The organism is Frateuria sp. GZRe14 (genome assembly GCF_051900395.1).
Classification (GTDB): Bacteria; Pseudomonadota; Gammaproteobacteria; order Xanthomonadales; family Rhodanobacteraceae; genus Frateuria_A; species Frateuria_A edaphi.
The window spans coordinates 296,823-311,628 of record NZ_JBHZGJ010000001.1; the positions used below are offsets into that span (position 1 = coordinate 296,823).

Below are 14,806 nucleotides of genomic sequence, written 5' to 3' on the forward strand. Positions count from 1 at the left end.
TGGTGCCGGGTGATGGCATGAACCACCTGGCCCATGCGCTGCTCGCCGGTCCCGACGAGGGCCGGATCCTGGGCGGAGTGCTCGGCGACTTCGTGCGCGGCGCACCGGATGCCGCGTTGCCGACAGGCGTGCGCGAGGGCATTGCGCTGCACCGGGCGATCGATGGTTATACCGACCGCCACCCCGAGGTACTGGCGGCGCGCGCGTTGTTCGAACCGCCGTACCGGCGCTATGCCGGCATCGCGCTGGACATGTGGTTCGACCATCTGCTGGCGCGTGACTTCGCGCGCTGGTCGCCGTCGCCCTTGCCGGCCTTCTCGACCGACCTGCGCGAGCTGTTGCGCCGGCAGGACGCGCTGTTGCCGGCCACCGCGCGGCGCTTCGCGCAATATATGCGGGCCAACGACCTGCCGGCCGCGTATGCCGAGCCGGCGGTGCTGGATCGCGCGCTTGCCGGCATCGGGCAGCGCCTGCAGCGCGACAACCCGTTGGGGCGGATGCTGCCCGTGTTGCAGGAAATGGATGCGCCGCTGCAGGCGCGCTTCGATGCGTTCTTCCCGCAACTGCAGCGCTTCGCCCATGCGTGGAGCCCGGGCTTCAGCCCACCTGCAACGCCCGGCGAAACCGCGCCGGGGGCCTGAAGCCCCACCCTGCACATCGGCGGGTTCCTCATCCCGACGCCTGTAGCGAACGAAAAAACGCCGCCCGGTGGGCGGCGTTTCAACGAAGCTTTTTATGTCAGGCCGGGCTTACTTGGCTTGACTGACGATCCACTTGACCGTGTTGCCCACCTGTTCGTCGGTGAGCGAGGGCATGCCGCCCTTGGGCGGCATGAAGTTGCCGTCCGGGCCGTGGTAGCCCTCGATCGCGTGCTTGACCAGGGTGTCGATGCCCTGCGCGATGCGCGGTGCCCAGGCGGCCTTGTCGCCCAGCTTGGGCGCGCCGGCCACGCCAGCGGTGTGGCAGCTGTGGCAGAGACCTTCGTAGACCGTCTTGCCGTCGGTGCTGCCGCCGAAGGCAACCTGCGACGCGGCGGCCTTGGCGGCCTCTTCCTGCGCGGCCAGCATGGCGGCGCGGCCGGTATCGCCCGCGTACGCCGCGCCGGCGGGCGCCAGGCGCTCGGCGACCTTCTGCGCCGCGTGCGGGTTGGTTTCCTTCGCCGCGTGGGAGTAGATGCTGTAGGCCATGATCAGCAACACCAGCGCCAGTACGTGCAGACCGGCGATCAGCCAGCTGAACTGGCGGATGAAGCTCTGGTCCGATTTGGTCATGGAACCGCTCACGCAAGTAACTCCAGGTAATCAGTGGACGTGCCGCAGGCCTCGGGGCCGGCCGGCGCGGGGCAGACAAGTCGCCGATTATAGATCAAAGCGCGCGCCAAGGTTCAGGCCATGCTGCGCGCGGCGCGACTGCGGCAAAGCGCCGCCGTCCCTGCCGTCGGTAACGTGTCATCGGTCATGGGGCACCCCTGTCAACTGGCATTGTCCAAGGCCGTTGCTGTAACCCTATGCTTTTCACAGGGTCGGCTTCGGCTGCGCGCGGCGCAGCGTGAAGGGCCGACAACCATTCCGGGAGCTTTATCCAATGTCGCGTTTTTGGAAGATCGCGCTGGTCGTCTTGGTGGTGCTGGTGCTGGCCGTGGTCGGCCTGCGCCTGATGCACAAGCCGGGCGGCCAGCCAGGGCAGGCCAACGCCCAGGGCCAGGGAGAGGAAGGCAAGCAACCGCCGGTGCCGGTCACCGTGGTGCCGGTGGCGCGCCAGGACGTGCCGGTGTACCTGACCGCGCTGGGAACGGTGCAGGCGCTCAATACCGTGGCGATCAGCCCACAGGTGAGCGGCCGCCTGATCAGCCTCGAATTCGCCGAAGGCCAGCCGGTGAAGAAGGGCCAGGTGCTGGCGCAGATCGACCCGCGCACCTTCCAGGCCACCTATGACCAGGCCACGGCACGGCTGCACCAGGACCAGGCGCAGCTGGCCACCGCCAAGGCGAACTATTCGCGCAGCCAGGAACTGGGTCCGAAGGGCTACATCGCCAAGCAGGATCTGGACGCGCTGCGCAACACCGTGCGCCAGCTGGAGGCGACGCTCGCCTCCGACCAGGCGCAGATCCGCGACGCCGAGGTGCAGCTGGGCTATACGAAAGTGGTTTCGCCGATCGACGGCCTGGCCGGCATCCGTGGCGTCGACCCCGGCAACGTGGTGACCACCACCAGCACGATCGTCACGCTGACCCAGCTGCACCCGATCAACGTGATGTTCAACCTGCCCGAGCAGAATCTCGACATGGTCCGCCAGGCGGCGATGGGCGAGGGCGAGCTGTCGGTCGCGGCGCTTGCCCGCGACGACGCGCACGTGATTGCCGACGGCGGCGTGCTCAAGGTGATCGACAACCAGATCGACGCCAGCACCGGCACCTTCCGGCTCAAGTCGGAATTCCCCAACCAGAAGAACGAGCTGTGGCCCGGCCAGTTCGTCAACGTGCGACTGAAGGTGCGCACGGTCGGCGGCGGCCTGGTGATCCCGGCGCAGGCGGTGCAGCGCGGGCCCGACGGCGACTATGTCTATCTGCTGCAGAAGGACGACACGGTCAAGATGCAGCCGGTGCAGGTGGCGCAGGAAGTGGGCGACAGCGCGGTGATGATCGCCAGCGGCCTGACCGAAGGCCAGCGCGTGGTCACCGAAGGCCAGTTCCGGCTCAAGCCGGGCAGCAAGGTCAACCCGCTCAAGCCGGGCGAGGTGCCGCCGGCGCCGACCAAGGAAGAGCTTGAGAAAGCGAAGAAGGGCGGCGGCGGTCGCCGCGGTCACTGATGACAGAAGGCAGCCCCGGGCCGAAAGTCCGGGGCGCCGCAAAAATGGTCGTTCGCCCTGAGCGCAGGCCGCAGGCCGAAGCCAAAGGGCAGCCCTTCGACGTCGCCGCGCGACGTTCAGGGCAAACGGCGGTCGGGTTGCGATCCACGCGCGCCTTCACCTGATAGACAGACCGGACAACCCATGGGCTTTTCCACCCTCTTCATCCGCCGGCCGATCGCCACCTCGCTGCTGATGGTCGCGGTGCTGCTGCTGGGCGTGCTCGGCTACCGCCAACTGCCGGTTTCCGCGCTGCCGGAAATCGACGCGCCCAGCCTAGTGGTGACTACGCAATACCCGGGCGCCAGCGCAACCACCATGGCGGCGCTGGTGACCACGCCGCTGGAACGCCAGCTCGGCCAGATTTCCGGCCTGTCGATGATGAGCTCCGATTCCTCCGCGGGGCTGTCCACGATCATCCTGCAGTTCAACATGGACCGGGACATCGATATCGCCGCGCAGGACGTGCAGGCGGCGATCAGTTCGGCCAAGGGCACGCTGCCGAACAACCTGCCCTACCCGCCGGTCTACAACCGCGTGAATCCGGCCGACGCGCCGATCCTCACGCTGATGCTCACTTCCGACAGCCGCCAGCTGCGCGAGGTGAATGACCTGGCCGATTCGATCATCGCCCAGAAGCTTTCGCAGGTGCAGGGCGTGGGCCTGGTGTCGATCGCCGGCAACGTGCGCCCGGCCGTGCGCGTGCAGGTCAATCCTTCGCAGCTGTCCAACCTGGGCCTCACGCTGGAAGACGTGCGCGCCTCGCTGCAGGCGGCCAACGTCAATGCGCCCAAGGGCACGTTGAACGGCGCCACGCAGAGCTATTCGATCGGCACCAATGACCAGCTCAGCGATGCGGCCGCCTACGGGCAGACCATCATCAGCTACAAGGACGGCGCGCCGGTCCGGCTGAAGGACGTCGCGCGCGTGGTCGACGGCGTGGAGAACGACCAGCTCGCCGCCTGGGCCAACGGCAAGCCGGCGGTGCTGCTGGACATCCGCCGGCAGCCGGGCGCGAATATCGTGCAGACGGTGGAGCAGATCCGTGCCGTGCTGCCCTCGCTGCAGGCGGTGCTGCCGGCCGATGTGCACCTGGACGTGTTCGCCGACCGCACGGTCACCATCCGCGCCTCGGTGCACGACGTGGAGTTCACCCTGATCCTCACCGTGTGCCTGGTGGTGGGCGTGATCTTCGTGTTCCTGCGCCGCCTGTGGGCCACGATCATCCCGTCGATCGCCGTGCCGCTGTCGCTGATGGGCACCTTCGGCGTGATGGCCTTCACCGGCATGTCGCTGGACAACCTCTCGCTGATGGCGCTGACCGTGGCCACCGGCTTCGTGGTCGACGATGCGATCGTGATGATCGAGAACATCGTGCGCTACATCGAGCAGGGCAAGAGCGGCAAGGAGGCCGCGGAAATCGGCGCCAAGGAAATCGGCTTCACGGTGCTGTCGCTGACCGTTTCGCTGATCGCGGTGTTCCTGCCGTTGCTGCTGATGCCCGGCGTCACTGGTCGCCTGTTCCACGAGTTCGCCTGGGTGCTGACCATCGCGGTCGCGATCTCGATGCTGGTGTCGCTGACGCTGACGCCGATGATGTGCGCGTATCTCCTCAAGCCCGACCAGCTTCCGGAGGGCGACGATGCGCACGAGCGCCACGCCGCCGCCGGCAAGCGCGGCGTGTGGCTGCGCACGGTTGACTTCTACGGCCGCACGCTGGACTGGGTGCTCGACCATCGCCGCCTGACCATCGTGGTCGCGGCGGCCACCGTGGTGCTGACGGTCATCCTCTACGTGGTGATTCCCAAGGGCCTGCTGCCCGAGCAGGACACCGGCCTGGTCACCGGCGTGGTGCAGGCCGACGAGAACGTGGCCTTCCCGCAGATGGAGCAGCGCACCAAGGCCGTGGCCGAGGCGCTGCGCGCTGACCCGGCCGTGTCCGGCGTCGCTGCCTTCATCGGCGCAGGCACCATCAATCCCACGCTCAACCAGGGCCAGCTCTCGATCGTGCTCAAGGACCGCGGCGACCGCGGCGGCCTGGACGAGGTGATGCCGCGACTGCAGCAGACGGTCGCCAACATCCCGGGCGTGGCGCTGTACCTCAAACCCGTGCAGGACGTGACGCTGGATAGCCGCGTGGCCTCCACCGAGTACCAGTACTCGCTCTCGGAGGTGAACTCGGCGGACCTGGCCAAGCGCGCGGAGCAGATGACCCAGGCGCTGCGCCAGCGGCCCGAGCTGGCCGACGTCGACAACAACCTGGCCAACCGGGGCAATGCACTCAAGCTCACCATCGACCGCGAGAAGGCCAGCCGCCTGGGCGTGCCGGTGCAGACCATCGACGACACGCTGTACGACGCCTTTGGCCAGCGCCAGATCTCGACGATCTTCACTCAGCTCAACCAGTACCGCGTGGTGCTAGAGGTGGCGCCGGAGTTCCGTTCGAGCCGCGACCTGCTCAACAAGCTGACCGTGCGCGGCAATGGTTCGGGCGCGTTGACCGGCTCCAACGCGACCAGCTTCGGCCAGCTGACGTCCGCCAATTCGGCGACCCCCTCGGGCATCGGCAACACCGGCAATGTCGGCTTCCAGATCGGTGGGGGCGGCACCATCCCGATCGCCTCGCTGGCCACCGCCGAGGTCACCAGCGCGCCGTTGGTGGTGAGCCACCAGCAGCAGCTGCCGGCGGTGACGGTTTCCTTCAACCTGGCGCAGGGCTACTCGCTGTCCGAGGCGGTCGATGCGATCCACGAGGTCGAGGCGCAGCTGGACTTCCCGCCGCAGGTGCGCGGCCAGTTCATCGGCAAGGCGGCCGAGTTCAACGCGTCGATCGGCGACGAGGTCCTGCTGCTGCTGGCGGCGATCGTGGTGATCTACATCGTGCTGGGCGTGCTCTACGAGAGCTACATCCACCCGCTGACGATCATTTCGACGCTGCCGCCGGCCGGCGTGGGCGCGCTGCTTGCGCTGATCCTGTGCGGCATGAGCCTGTCGGTGGACGGCATCGTGGGCATCGTGCTCCTGATCGGCATCGTCAAGAAGAACGCGATCATGATGATCGACTTCGCGATCGAGGCGCAGCGCGACGGATTGAACGCGCGCGATGCGATCCGCCGCGCGTGTCTGCTGCGCTTCCGTCCGATCATGATGACGACCGCCGCGGCGATGCTCGGCGCGTTGCCGTTGGCGCTGGGCAACGGTATCGGCGCCGAGTTGCGCCGGCCGCTGGGCGTGTCGATCGTAGGCGGCCTGCTGCTGTCGCAGTTGGTCACGCTCTACACCACGCCGGTGATCTACCTGTACATGGAGCGCTTCTCCGACTGGCTGCGCCTGCGCCGCGAACGCCGCGCGCTGGCGCGCGCCGAAGCCGACGCCCGCGCCGTGTGACGCTCTTAGCTCCCTCTCCCTTCCGGGGCAGGGTTGGGGTGAGGGGTCGGGGCTCGCGGGGATGCTCCTGCATGAGCCCTGCCTTGCTTGTCGTTCTCGCGGCACGTCGGTGATTTGGCTCGCCTGCGGCGGGCTTCCGATCGCCTGCCGGCGCTCGGGTCACTTTCTTTGCTGGCCCAAAGAAAGTAACCAAAGAAATGGCCTGGCTAAGCCCGGTGAGGGATAAGAGCCAGGTGCCTCCTGGCCTTGCTTGGTCCGTCGCCTGCTCTTAGAGGAGCTGCCGCCGCTTTACCGCGGGCGCTCGGGATCTGAGGCGGCAAGAGCGCAAGGGCTTGTATGGTCGCCGCGCTCTGCTCCTCTCCCCTCCGGGGAGAGCCTTGGGGTGAGGGGCGGGCAGCGGGGATGCAGGCGGGTCGTTCGCCGGAGCCTCCGCTGGTTCCGGCATCCATCGCGCGGATCAACCGATTGGTCGGTTGCGCGTTAGCACGGCGATGCCGCGTATCCTCCTCCCCTTTGCCCCATCCCCCGCCGCATGAACCTCTCCGGCTCCTTCATCCGCCGCCCGATCGGCACCTCGCTGCTGGCCATGGGCGTGATCCTCGCCGGGATGATCTGCTATGCGTTGCTGGGCGTGTCCGCGCTGCCGCAGATGCAGTTCCCGGTGATCTTCGTGCAGGCGCAGGAGGCCGGTGCCGATGCCAGCACCATCGCCTCGACCGTGGCCGCACCGCTGGAGCGCCATCTGGGCCAGGTGCCGGGCATCGAGTCGATGCGCTCGCACAGTTCCGAAGGCCGCGCGGTGGTGTTTCTCATGTTCCGCGGTGGCACCAACCTGGACTCGGCAGCGCGCGACGTGCAAGCGGCGATCAACGCCGCGGCGCCGGACCTGCCCCCCGGCCTGAACAGCCCGCCCAGCTACGAGAAGGCCAACCCCAACGACGACCCGGTCATCGCCTTCGCGCTTACCTCCGATACCGAATCGGCCGCCACGCTTTTCAACGTGGCCGACTCCCTGCTGGCCCAACGCCTGCGTCAGTTGCCGGGCGTATCCCAGGTGGAGATCGCCGGCGCCGCGACGCCGGCGATCCGCGTGGACATCGACCTGCACGCGCTCAGCGCCATGGGCCTGACGCCCGACCAATTGCGCAACGCGCTGACCGCGGCCAACGTCACCTCGCCGCAGGGTTTCCTGTCCAACGGCGCGACCACGATGGCGGTGACCGCCAACGACCAGCTGCACAGCGCCGACGACTTCGCCGGGCTGATCATCGCCGTGCGCGGCGGGGTGCCGATCCGCCTTTCGGACGTGGCCCATGTCTACGCCGGCCAGCAGGATGCCTACCAGGCGGCCTGGTTCCAGGGCAAACCCGCGGTGCTGATGTACGTCTACAAGAAGGCCGACGCCAACGTCATCGCCACCGTCGATGCGGTCAAGGACCAGGTGCCCGCGCTGCGCGCATACCTCTCGCCCGGCACCGTACTCACCCCGTACTTCGACGGCACCCCGACCATCCGCGCCTCGCTGCACGAGGTGCAGGCGACGCTGCTGATCTCGCTGGCGATGGTGGTGCTGACCATGGCGCTGTTCCTGCGCCGGCTCGCGCCCACGCTGATCGCCGCGCTGACCGTGCCGCTCTCGCTCGCCGGCGCCTTCGTGGTGATGTACACGCTCGGCTACACGCTCAACAACCTCACGCTGCTGGCGCTGGTGATCGCGATCGGCTTCGTGGTGGACGATGCGATCGTGGTGATCGAGAACGTGATCCGGCATATCGACCAGGGCATGCCGCGATTGCAGGCCGCGCTGACCGGCGCGCGCGAGATCGGCTTCACCGTGGTCTCGATCACCGCCTCGCTGATCGCGGTGTTCATTCCGCTGTTGTTCGCGCCGGGCATCACCGGCATGTTCATGCACGAGTTCACGATGACGCTGGTCGCGGCGATCGCCATGTCCGCGCTGATCTCGCTCACCCTGACGCCCTCGCTGTGCGCGCTGTTCCTGCGCGGCCACGCCAACGCGAAACCCTCGCGGCTGGGCCACGCGCTGGATCGCTTCCACGCCGGCATGCTGCGCGCCTACACCCGTTCGCTGGACTTCGCCCTGCGTCACGCGCTGGCGCTGTCGCTGACGCCGCTGGTGCTGATCGTGGCCACGTTCTTCCTGTTCGGCGCAGTCAAGAGCGGGCTGTTCCCCAAACAGGACACAGGGCTGATCTGGGGCCGCGCCAGTGCCAGCGCGACGGTGTCCTTCAAGGATGCGATCGCGCGCCAGGACCGGCTCACCGCGATGCTGCTGGCCGACCCGGACGTCAAGGCGGTCGGCTCGCGCCTGGGCATCAACTGGCAGGGCACCAGCGGCTCGTTCAACATCGAGCTGAAGACCCGTGGTGAAGGCCGCACCGACGACACCTTCGCCGTGCTCGCGCGCCTCTCGGCCAAGGCCGACCGCTTTCCCGACCTCGACCTGCGCCTGCGCCCGATCCAGGATCTGCCCAGCGGCGGCGGGGGCGGCGGCAACCAGGGCGCGCAGTACCAGGTCTCGCTGCAGGGTGACGACCTCGCCGAACTGCAGCAGTGGTTGCCGAAACTTATCAACGCACTGAAGAAGAACCCGAAGTTCGAGGACGTCGGCAGCGACATCGACGACGCCGGCCTGCGCCAGAACGTGGTGATCGACCGCGACACCGCCGCGCGCCTGGGCGTCTCCATCGGCACCATCGACGGCGCGCTGTACAACGCGTTCGGCCAGCGCCAGGTGTCGACCATTTACTCGGACATCAACCAGTACAAGGTGGTGCTCAACGCGCTGCCCTCGCAGACCGCCACGCCGGCGGCGATCAACCGCATCTACGTGCGCTCGGACAGCGGCCGGATGATCCCGCTGGGCGCGCTGGCGCACATGGAGCCGGGACTCGCGCCGACCTCGGTCTCGCACGAGGACCAGCACACCACGATGGACCTCTCGTTCAATCTCGCCAAGGGCGTGAGCATGGGCGAGGCGATGGGCATCGTGCAGCGCACCGTCGAGGACCTGCGCATGCCTGGCGACATCCGCCTCAACGTGGGCGGCGACTTCCGCCGCTTCATGGAAACCCAGAGCGGCATGGGCTGGCTGATCCTGGCGGCGATCCTCACCGTCTACATCGTGCTGGGCATGCTCTACGAGAGCCTGATCCATCCGGTGACCATTCTCTCGACGCTGCCGGCGGCGGGTGTGGGCGCGTTGCTCGCGCTGTGGCTGACCGGCACCGAGCTTTCGGTGATTTCGCAGATCGCGCTGGTGCTTTTGATCGGCATCGTCAAGAAGAACGCGATCATGATGATCGACTTCGCGCTGGTGGCCGAACGCGAGCACGGCAAGGCGCCGCTGGATGCCGTGCGCGAGGCCTGCATCGTGCGTTTCCGCCCGATCATGATGACCACGATGGTGGCGATCCTGGCGGCGTTGCCGATCGCGATCGGGTTGGGCGAGGGTTCGGAGTTGCGGCGCCCGCTGGGTATCGCGTTGATCGGCGGCCTGCTGATCTCGCAGAGCCTGACGTTGCTCAGCACGCCGGCGCTGTACGTGATCTTCTCGTGCCTGGCGGCGCGCTGGCGTGCCTTCCGCTCACGGCATCGCCGCCGCGAGATGGCCGAGGCTTCCTGATCCCGCTCCCTCTTCTCTCCGGGGAGAGGGTTGGGGTGAGGGCCGGGGCTTGCCGGTAAGCCCGTTGGGGCGTTGCCCTGTTTGCCGTTCTTGCGGGGGGATCTTCCGCGACTGGGCTCGCCTGCGGCAGGCGATCGGAAGCCCGCGGCAGGCGAGCCAAGTCGCCGATGATCCCCGCAAGAACGCCAAGCGAGACAGCCTCCCTGCGAAGACATCCCATAAAGCGTCCACACCGCCGGCCCTCCGCCCAAAGAGGACGGAACAAGGCTACGCGTCGCCAAATTCCAGCGCGGCCGTGAGATCGCCCGGTGCAGGCCCGCCGGCGGCACGCATCGCCTCCTCGCGCAGCGTCAGTCCGGGCAGCTTGCGCAGACCGAAGCGGCGGGTCAGGAAGCGCGCGATCGAGCCGGTGTCGTAGACCGTGTGGTCGACGTGCCCCTTCTTCGCATGCGGCGACACGATGATCGCCGGGACACGCGAACCTGGCCCCCAGCGGTCGCCCTTGGGTGGCGCCACGTGGTCCCACCAGCCGCCGTTCTCGTCGACCGTGACGACCACCAGCAGGCCCGGCCACGCGGGTGATTTCTGCAGCGCCTCGATCACCGTCATGACGTGACGGTCGCCCGCATCCACGTCCGAATACCCCGCGTGCATGTTGAGGTCGCCCTGCGGCTTGTAGAACGTCACCGGCGGCAGCGTGCCGGCGGCGACGGCGGCGAGGAAGTGATTGGTCTCGGGGGTCTCGCCCACGCCTGCATCGCGCAGGTGCCTGTCACGCGCCGCGGTGCCCGGCGCGTATGCGGTGAAGTAGTTGAACGGCTGGTGGTGCGGCTGGAAGTTGGGCCGCTGGGGGAAGTCGGCCTGGTCGCCGTCGCCCTTGCCCTCGAGCGCCAGTTTCCAGCCGCCGGCGTACCAGGCCCAGTCCACGCCCGCCTCCGAAAGCACGTCGCCGATGGTCGCGTGCTGCTGTGGCACCACCGTGTTGGCGCTGTTGGGATCGGCGCGGGTGGGATCGTTCGGGTCCTTGGAGAAACCCGGCGCGAAGGGTGGCCCCATCGTGTTGACCGCCCAGAAGTCGGGCGTCAGCGTATTGGGCGTCAGCGTTTCGGGCTTGCCCTGCATCGCGCTGGCAGGCGAGTCGTGGGCGAGCTTGAGGTGGATATCGGTGGCCTCGCCGCTGACCGTCTGCGCGATGTTGAAGCGCGCCGGGCTGTTGTCCGCGTGCGGGTAGTAGGGCGGTTGCGCGGCGATCAGGTACTGGTGGTTGAGGAAGGAGCCACCGAAGGCGCCCATGAAGAAGTGGTCGCACAAGGTGTACTGGCGTGCCAGCTGCCACAGCCGCAGGTTGGCCGCGTTGTCGCCGTAGTAGCCCATCACCAGCGCGCCGGAGTCACCCCAGGCCACGAAGCCGTCGTTCTTGCCGCCGTTGATCTGGCGCTGGTTCTCGTAGAAGCGGTGCCAGAGGTCGCGCGTGACCACGCCCTGCGGCAGCGGTTCGCCGCCGCCGGTGCGCAGCGCCCACGGCCCGTTGGGCAGGCCGGTGAGGTCCTCCTGGCGCACGACGTATTTGCGATGGTTGACCACCTGCTCGTGCGGCGCCACGCCGTGCCATACCGGGGGGAGCTGCTTGAGCACCGAACCGTCGCGGTCGCGCTGCAGGTACTGCTCGGGCTTGAGCCCCGAGAGCGGCTCGGCCACGCCGGGAAAGTTCGCGAACAGGTTGTTGAAGCTGCGGTTCTCGGCGTAGATCACCACCACGCGCTGGATATGCCGGCGCAGCAGCGCGTCCAGCTTCGTCGGCGGGAGCGCCGCGCTTCTCGCGTTCGCCACGGCATCGACGCTGGCGCCGCCCAGTGCCAGACCGGCGCCGGCCGCGGCCAGGCCGCCGAGCAGGCGGCGGCGTTGCGGGTCGGTCGGGTGTTCGTCACTGTCCGGGGGCAGGGGAAGGTCGGACATCGGGGGCTCCTCGGTGCGTTCAGGGGTGCAGTATGCCGTCATCCGGTGGGCTCACCCCACCCGCCCCTCAGCCTTCCACCGCGTGCGCCGCCTGCCACATCGCGCGCGTCAGCGGCCGGTTCGTGTGCGGCGTCTGCAACACCACCAGCGTAGTCGTGCTCACGCTGGGGTGGATCTTCAGCAGCCGGTCAAGCACCGCCTCAAGGTGCGCCACCGACAGTGCGACCACGTGCAGCAGCGCCGAGTCCTCGCCAGCGAGTCGGCGGCACTCGAGCACCTCGGGAACGTCGGTTACCAAGACGCCGATGCGTGCGCAGATACCGCCGTCGCAACGCAGGCGGATCATCGCGTCGATGCTGTAACCCAGGCGCTTCGGATCCACCACGGCGCGGTAGCCGGCGATGATGCCGGCTTCCTCCAGCCGCTTCACCCGCTCGGCCACCGCCGGTGCGGACAGGCCGACCTGCCGGCCCAGTTCCGCGTAGCCTTGCCGCGCATCCTGCTGCAGCGCTTCGAGCAGCTGCCAGTCGCGGGCGTCCAGTTCCGGTTTCGATACGAAGGCCATGATGGGAACCTGCAATTCGTTCGTTGGCGAAGCATGCCATTCTGGCTTGGTTGCATCCTTCCTGCGCACCCCGGCCGTCACTAGGATGCGCACTTCCCCGCACCGGAATTCCCCATGGATACCCCCCGTCTGGACGGGCGGACGCTGGCCCCGATCGGCGTCGCCCTGGTCACCTGGTCGTCCGCCTACGCGGCGATCGCCTTCGCGCTGTCGGCCTTCACGCCGGGCGAGGTGGCGTTCGCGCGCCTGGGTATAGGCTCGCTCTGTTTCGCGCTGTGGCTGCTGGTCAAGCGCCCGCCACTGCCGGCCCGGCGCGACTGGCCGCAGCTGGTGGCGCTGGGCGTGATCGGCCTGACCGTCTATCACATGGCGCTCAACTACGCCGAAACCCGCATTGCCAGCGGTACCGCGGCGATCCTGATCTCGCTGGTGCCGGCCGCGACCGCGGCGCTCTCGGCGCTGTGGCTGCGCGAGCGTTTGCCGGCGCGCACGCTGGCGGGCCTGGGCGTGGCGCTGGTCGGCGTGGTGATGGTGGTGCTGGCCAGCGGCAAGCAGGTGAAGTTCGAGCCGATGGCCGCACTGGTGTTGCTCAGCGTGGCCGCCTCGGCGATCTACTTCGTCGGGCAGAAGCCGCTGTTCGCGCGTTCGAGCGTGTTCGGCGTCACCGCGTTCACCTTCTTCGCCGGCACCCTGGGCGCGTTGCCGTTCGCCACCCACCTGCCGCAGGCACTGGCCGCCGCGCCGTGGCCGCGCATCGGCGCGCTGCTGTGGCTGGGCTTCGCGCCCACCTTCGTCGGCTACATCGCCTGGAACATCGCCATCCACCGCAGCTCGGCCTCGCAGGTGTCCAGCTTCATCTACTTCTCGCCGCCGATCGCCGTGCTGATCGGCTGGTTCTGGCTCGGCGAACGGCCCGGGCTGCTGACCCTGGTCGGTGGCGCGGTCACCGTCGGTGGCGTGATCCTGGCCAACATGCGCCGGCGCGCCGCAGTGCGCACCGTCCGCCAAACCGCCGTCTGCAAACCGTAGGGCGCGCTTCAGCCCACCATCGACACACCGGAGCGGTGGGCTTGAGCCCGCCGTGCAACCGCGAGGAATGCCATGGAACTCTTCATCGCCAACAAGAACTACTCGTCCTGGTCGCTGCGGCCCTGGCTGCTGATGGTCGAGCAGGGCATCCCGTTCGAGGAACACATGGTCGCCCTGCGCGACGGGTCCAGCTGGGATGCCTTCCGCGCCTTCGCGCCCAACGGCAAGGTGCCGTGCCTGCGCGATGGCGACACGGTGGTGTGGGATTCGCTGGCGATCGTCGAATACCTGGCCGAGCGCCACCCGGGCGTGTGGCCGGCCGACGCAAAGGCGCGCGCCTGGGCCCGCTGCGCCAGCGCCGAGATGCATTCGGGCTTCACCGCCCTGCGCATCACGTGCCCGATGAACTGCGCCGTGCGCGTGCAACTGCATGGCATCGACGCGGCGCTGCGGCGCGACCTCGCGCGCCTGGTGGAGCTGTGGGGCGAAGGGCTCGCGCGCTTTGGCGGATCGTTCCTGGCGGGCCATGCCTTCAGCGCCGTGGATGCGTTCTTCGCCCCGGTTGCCTGGCGCATCCTGAGCTACGGACTGCCGCTGGACGAGACCTCGCTCGCCTACGCCACGCGCCTGCGCGAACTGCCGGGGATGCAGCGCTGGTACGCCGCGGCGCTTGCCGAGACGGTGCGCCTCAAGGACAGCGAGGAAACCGCGTGCCGCGTCGGCACGCTGCGCGAGGACCTGCGCGCACCGGCCTGAGCGTCAGGCCAGCGCTGCGACGCGGACCACCGCCGGATCATTCGCATGGTCCAGCAGGAGGCGCCGCACGCGGTCCTGCCACAGCGCGCCGAACGCGCGCTGCTGCTCGGCGGTCGCCGACGGCGCCAGCGCCTCGGCCATGCGCTCGCGCAGGCCGGGTGGCGATGGCACGTGGGAGAGATCCAGTTCCACCCGCACCGCCTGGCCGGTGTCCCGCCGCTGGAAGCGCACGCCCGGCGCTTCATCCGCCGTCCCATAGCGCAGCAGGCCCTGGCGCACGAAGCGCCCGCCGATGCCATGGAAACCGTTGGCCGACGCCGCGCCGGTGATCAGCGTCAGCACCTGCGCGACCACGCCGGTGGTGCCCTCCTGTTCCGGTGCGCCCATGCGCACCGACACGCCGCCGCGCTCGGCGGGGGCGCCGGGGTAGAGTGCGCGCAGCGCAGCGCGCGCCATGAGGAAGGCGCCGGCCACGGTCGGACACGAGTGGCCCGCCAGCCGCACCGCGTCGGCATAGCCGTAGACCAGCAGGCCATCATCGGACGCACCCAGCAGCGCGGCCAGCGGGTCGCGCACGGTGATGCGCGGCGCGAGGTCGAAAAACGCAGGGAACGCCATGC

Annotated in this window: 10 protein-coding genes; 6 read left to right on the forward strand and 4 right to left on the reverse strand. The window is 68.6% G+C overall.

The window, feature by feature from the left end:
- Window positions 1-17 precede the first annotated feature (17 nt).
- Window positions 18-641 (forward strand): ACP phosphodiesterase, encoded by a 624-nt coding sequence (locus ACFWZ1_RS01375; protein ID WP_439665177.1) that lies wholly within the window; start codon window positions 18-20, stop codon window positions 639-641.
- A 108-nt stretch (window positions 642-749) separates the two neighbouring features.
- On the opposite strand, the gene ACFWZ1_RS01380 is transcribed toward ACFWZ1_RS01375, so the two are convergent.
- Window positions 750-1,271, reverse strand: a complete 522-nt coding sequence (locus tag ACFWZ1_RS01380) for a c-type cytochrome (protein WP_231322953.1) — start codon at window positions 1,269-1,271, stop codon at window positions 750-752.
- A gap of 313 nt (window positions 1,272-1,584) precedes the next feature.
- On the opposite strand from ACFWZ1_RS01380, the gene ACFWZ1_RS01385 reads away from it, so the two are divergent.
- From ACFWZ1_RS01385 to ACFWZ1_RS01395, 3 genes are all read left to right on the forward strand, one after another.
- Entirely contained in the window at window positions 1,585-2,808 is a 1,224-nt protein-coding gene (locus ACFWZ1_RS01385; RefSeq protein ID WP_439665178.1) for an efflux RND transporter periplasmic adaptor subunit, read from the forward strand.
- Window positions 2,809-2,991: 183 nt separating this feature from the next.
- Window positions 2,992-6,234 (forward strand): efflux RND transporter permease subunit, encoded by a 3,243-nt coding sequence (locus tag ACFWZ1_RS01390; RefSeq protein ID WP_231322957.1) that lies wholly within the window; start codon window positions 2,992-2,994, stop codon window positions 6,232-6,234.
- A gap of 532 nt (window positions 6,235-6,766) precedes the next feature.
- The gene (locus ACFWZ1_RS01395) at window positions 6,767-9,880 is read left to right on the forward strand and encodes an efflux RND transporter permease subunit (RefSeq protein ID WP_439665179.1); all 3,114 of its coding nucleotides are present in this window, start codon (window positions 6,767-6,769) and stop codon (window positions 9,878-9,880) included.
- Window positions 9,881-10,147: 267 nt separating this feature from the next.
- Here the strand turns inward: ACFWZ1_RS01395 and acpA are convergent, their stop codons facing one another.
- Together acpA and ACFWZ1_RS01405 are read right to left on the reverse strand one after the other, a co-directional pair.
- Window positions 10,148-11,836 carry an acid phosphatase gene (acpA, locus tag ACFWZ1_RS01400; protein WP_439665180.1) on the reverse strand — a complete coding sequence of 563 codons (1,689 nt, stop codon included), beginning with the start codon at window positions 11,834-11,836 and terminating at the stop codon, window positions 10,148-10,150.
- A 67-nt stretch (window positions 11,837-11,903) separates the two neighbouring features.
- A complete protein-coding gene (locus ACFWZ1_RS01405) occupies window positions 11,904-12,401 on the reverse strand; it encodes an Lrp/AsnC family transcriptional regulator (RefSeq protein ID WP_439665181.1) in 498 nt (165 codons plus the stop codon).
- A 114-nt stretch (window positions 12,402-12,515) separates the two neighbouring features.
- Here ACFWZ1_RS01405 and ACFWZ1_RS01410 point away from each other — a divergent pair, with 114 nt between their 5' ends.
- Window positions 12,516-13,430, forward strand: a complete 915-nt coding sequence (locus ACFWZ1_RS01410) for a DMT family transporter (protein WP_439665182.1) — start codon at window positions 12,516-12,518, stop codon at window positions 13,428-13,430.
- A 72-nt stretch (window positions 13,431-13,502) separates the two neighbouring features.
- Entirely contained in the window at window positions 13,503-14,186 is a 684-nt protein-coding gene (locus ACFWZ1_RS01415; protein WP_439665183.1) for a glutathione S-transferase family protein, read from the forward strand.
- A gap of 3 nt (window positions 14,187-14,189) precedes the next feature.
- Here ACFWZ1_RS01415 and ACFWZ1_RS01420 read toward each other — a convergent pair whose 3' ends face one another.
- The gene (locus ACFWZ1_RS01420; RefSeq protein ID WP_439665184.1) at window positions 14,190-14,804 is read right to left on the reverse strand and encodes an FmdE family protein; all 615 of its coding nucleotides are present in this window, start codon (window positions 14,802-14,804) and stop codon (window positions 14,190-14,192) included.
- Window positions 14,805-14,806 lie beyond the last annotated feature (2 nt).

Bases quoted from the DNA above. Each gene is read 5' to 3' on its own strand.
- ACFWZ1_RS01375 (WP_439665177.1), top strand. From the start codon at position 18: ATGAACCACCTGGCCCATGCGCTGCTCGCCGGTCCCGACGAGGGCCGG.
- ACFWZ1_RS01380 (WP_231322953.1), bottom strand. From the start codon at position 1,271: ATGACCAAATCGGACCAGAGCTTCATCCGCCAGTTCAGCTGGCTGATC.
- ACFWZ1_RS01385 (WP_439665178.1), top strand. From the start codon at position 1,585: ATGTCGCGTTTTTGGAAGATCGCGCTGGTCGTCTTGGTGGTGCTGGTG.
- ACFWZ1_RS01390 (WP_231322957.1), top strand. From the start codon at position 2,992: ATGGGCTTTTCCACCCTCTTCATCCGCCGGCCGATCGCCACCTCGCTG.
- ACFWZ1_RS01395 (WP_439665179.1), top strand. From the start codon at position 6,767: ATGAACCTCTCCGGCTCCTTCATCCGCCGCCCGATCGGCACCTCGCTG.
- acpA (WP_439665180.1), bottom strand. From the start codon at position 11,836: ATGTCCGACCTTCCCCTGCCCCCGGACAGTGACGAACACCCGACCGAC.
- ACFWZ1_RS01405 (WP_439665181.1), bottom strand. From the start codon at position 12,401: ATGGCCTTCGTATCGAAACCGGAACTGGACGCCCGCGACTGGCAGCTG.
- ACFWZ1_RS01410 (WP_439665182.1), top strand. From the start codon at position 12,516: ATGGATACCCCCCGTCTGGACGGGCGGACGCTGGCCCCGATCGGCGTC.
- ACFWZ1_RS01415 (WP_439665183.1), top strand. From the start codon at position 13,503: ATGGAACTCTTCATCGCCAACAAGAACTACTCGTCCTGGTCGCTGCGG.
- ACFWZ1_RS01420 (WP_439665184.1), bottom strand. From the start codon at position 14,804: ATGGCGTTCCCTGCGTTTTTCGACCTCGCGCCGCGCATCACCGTGCGC.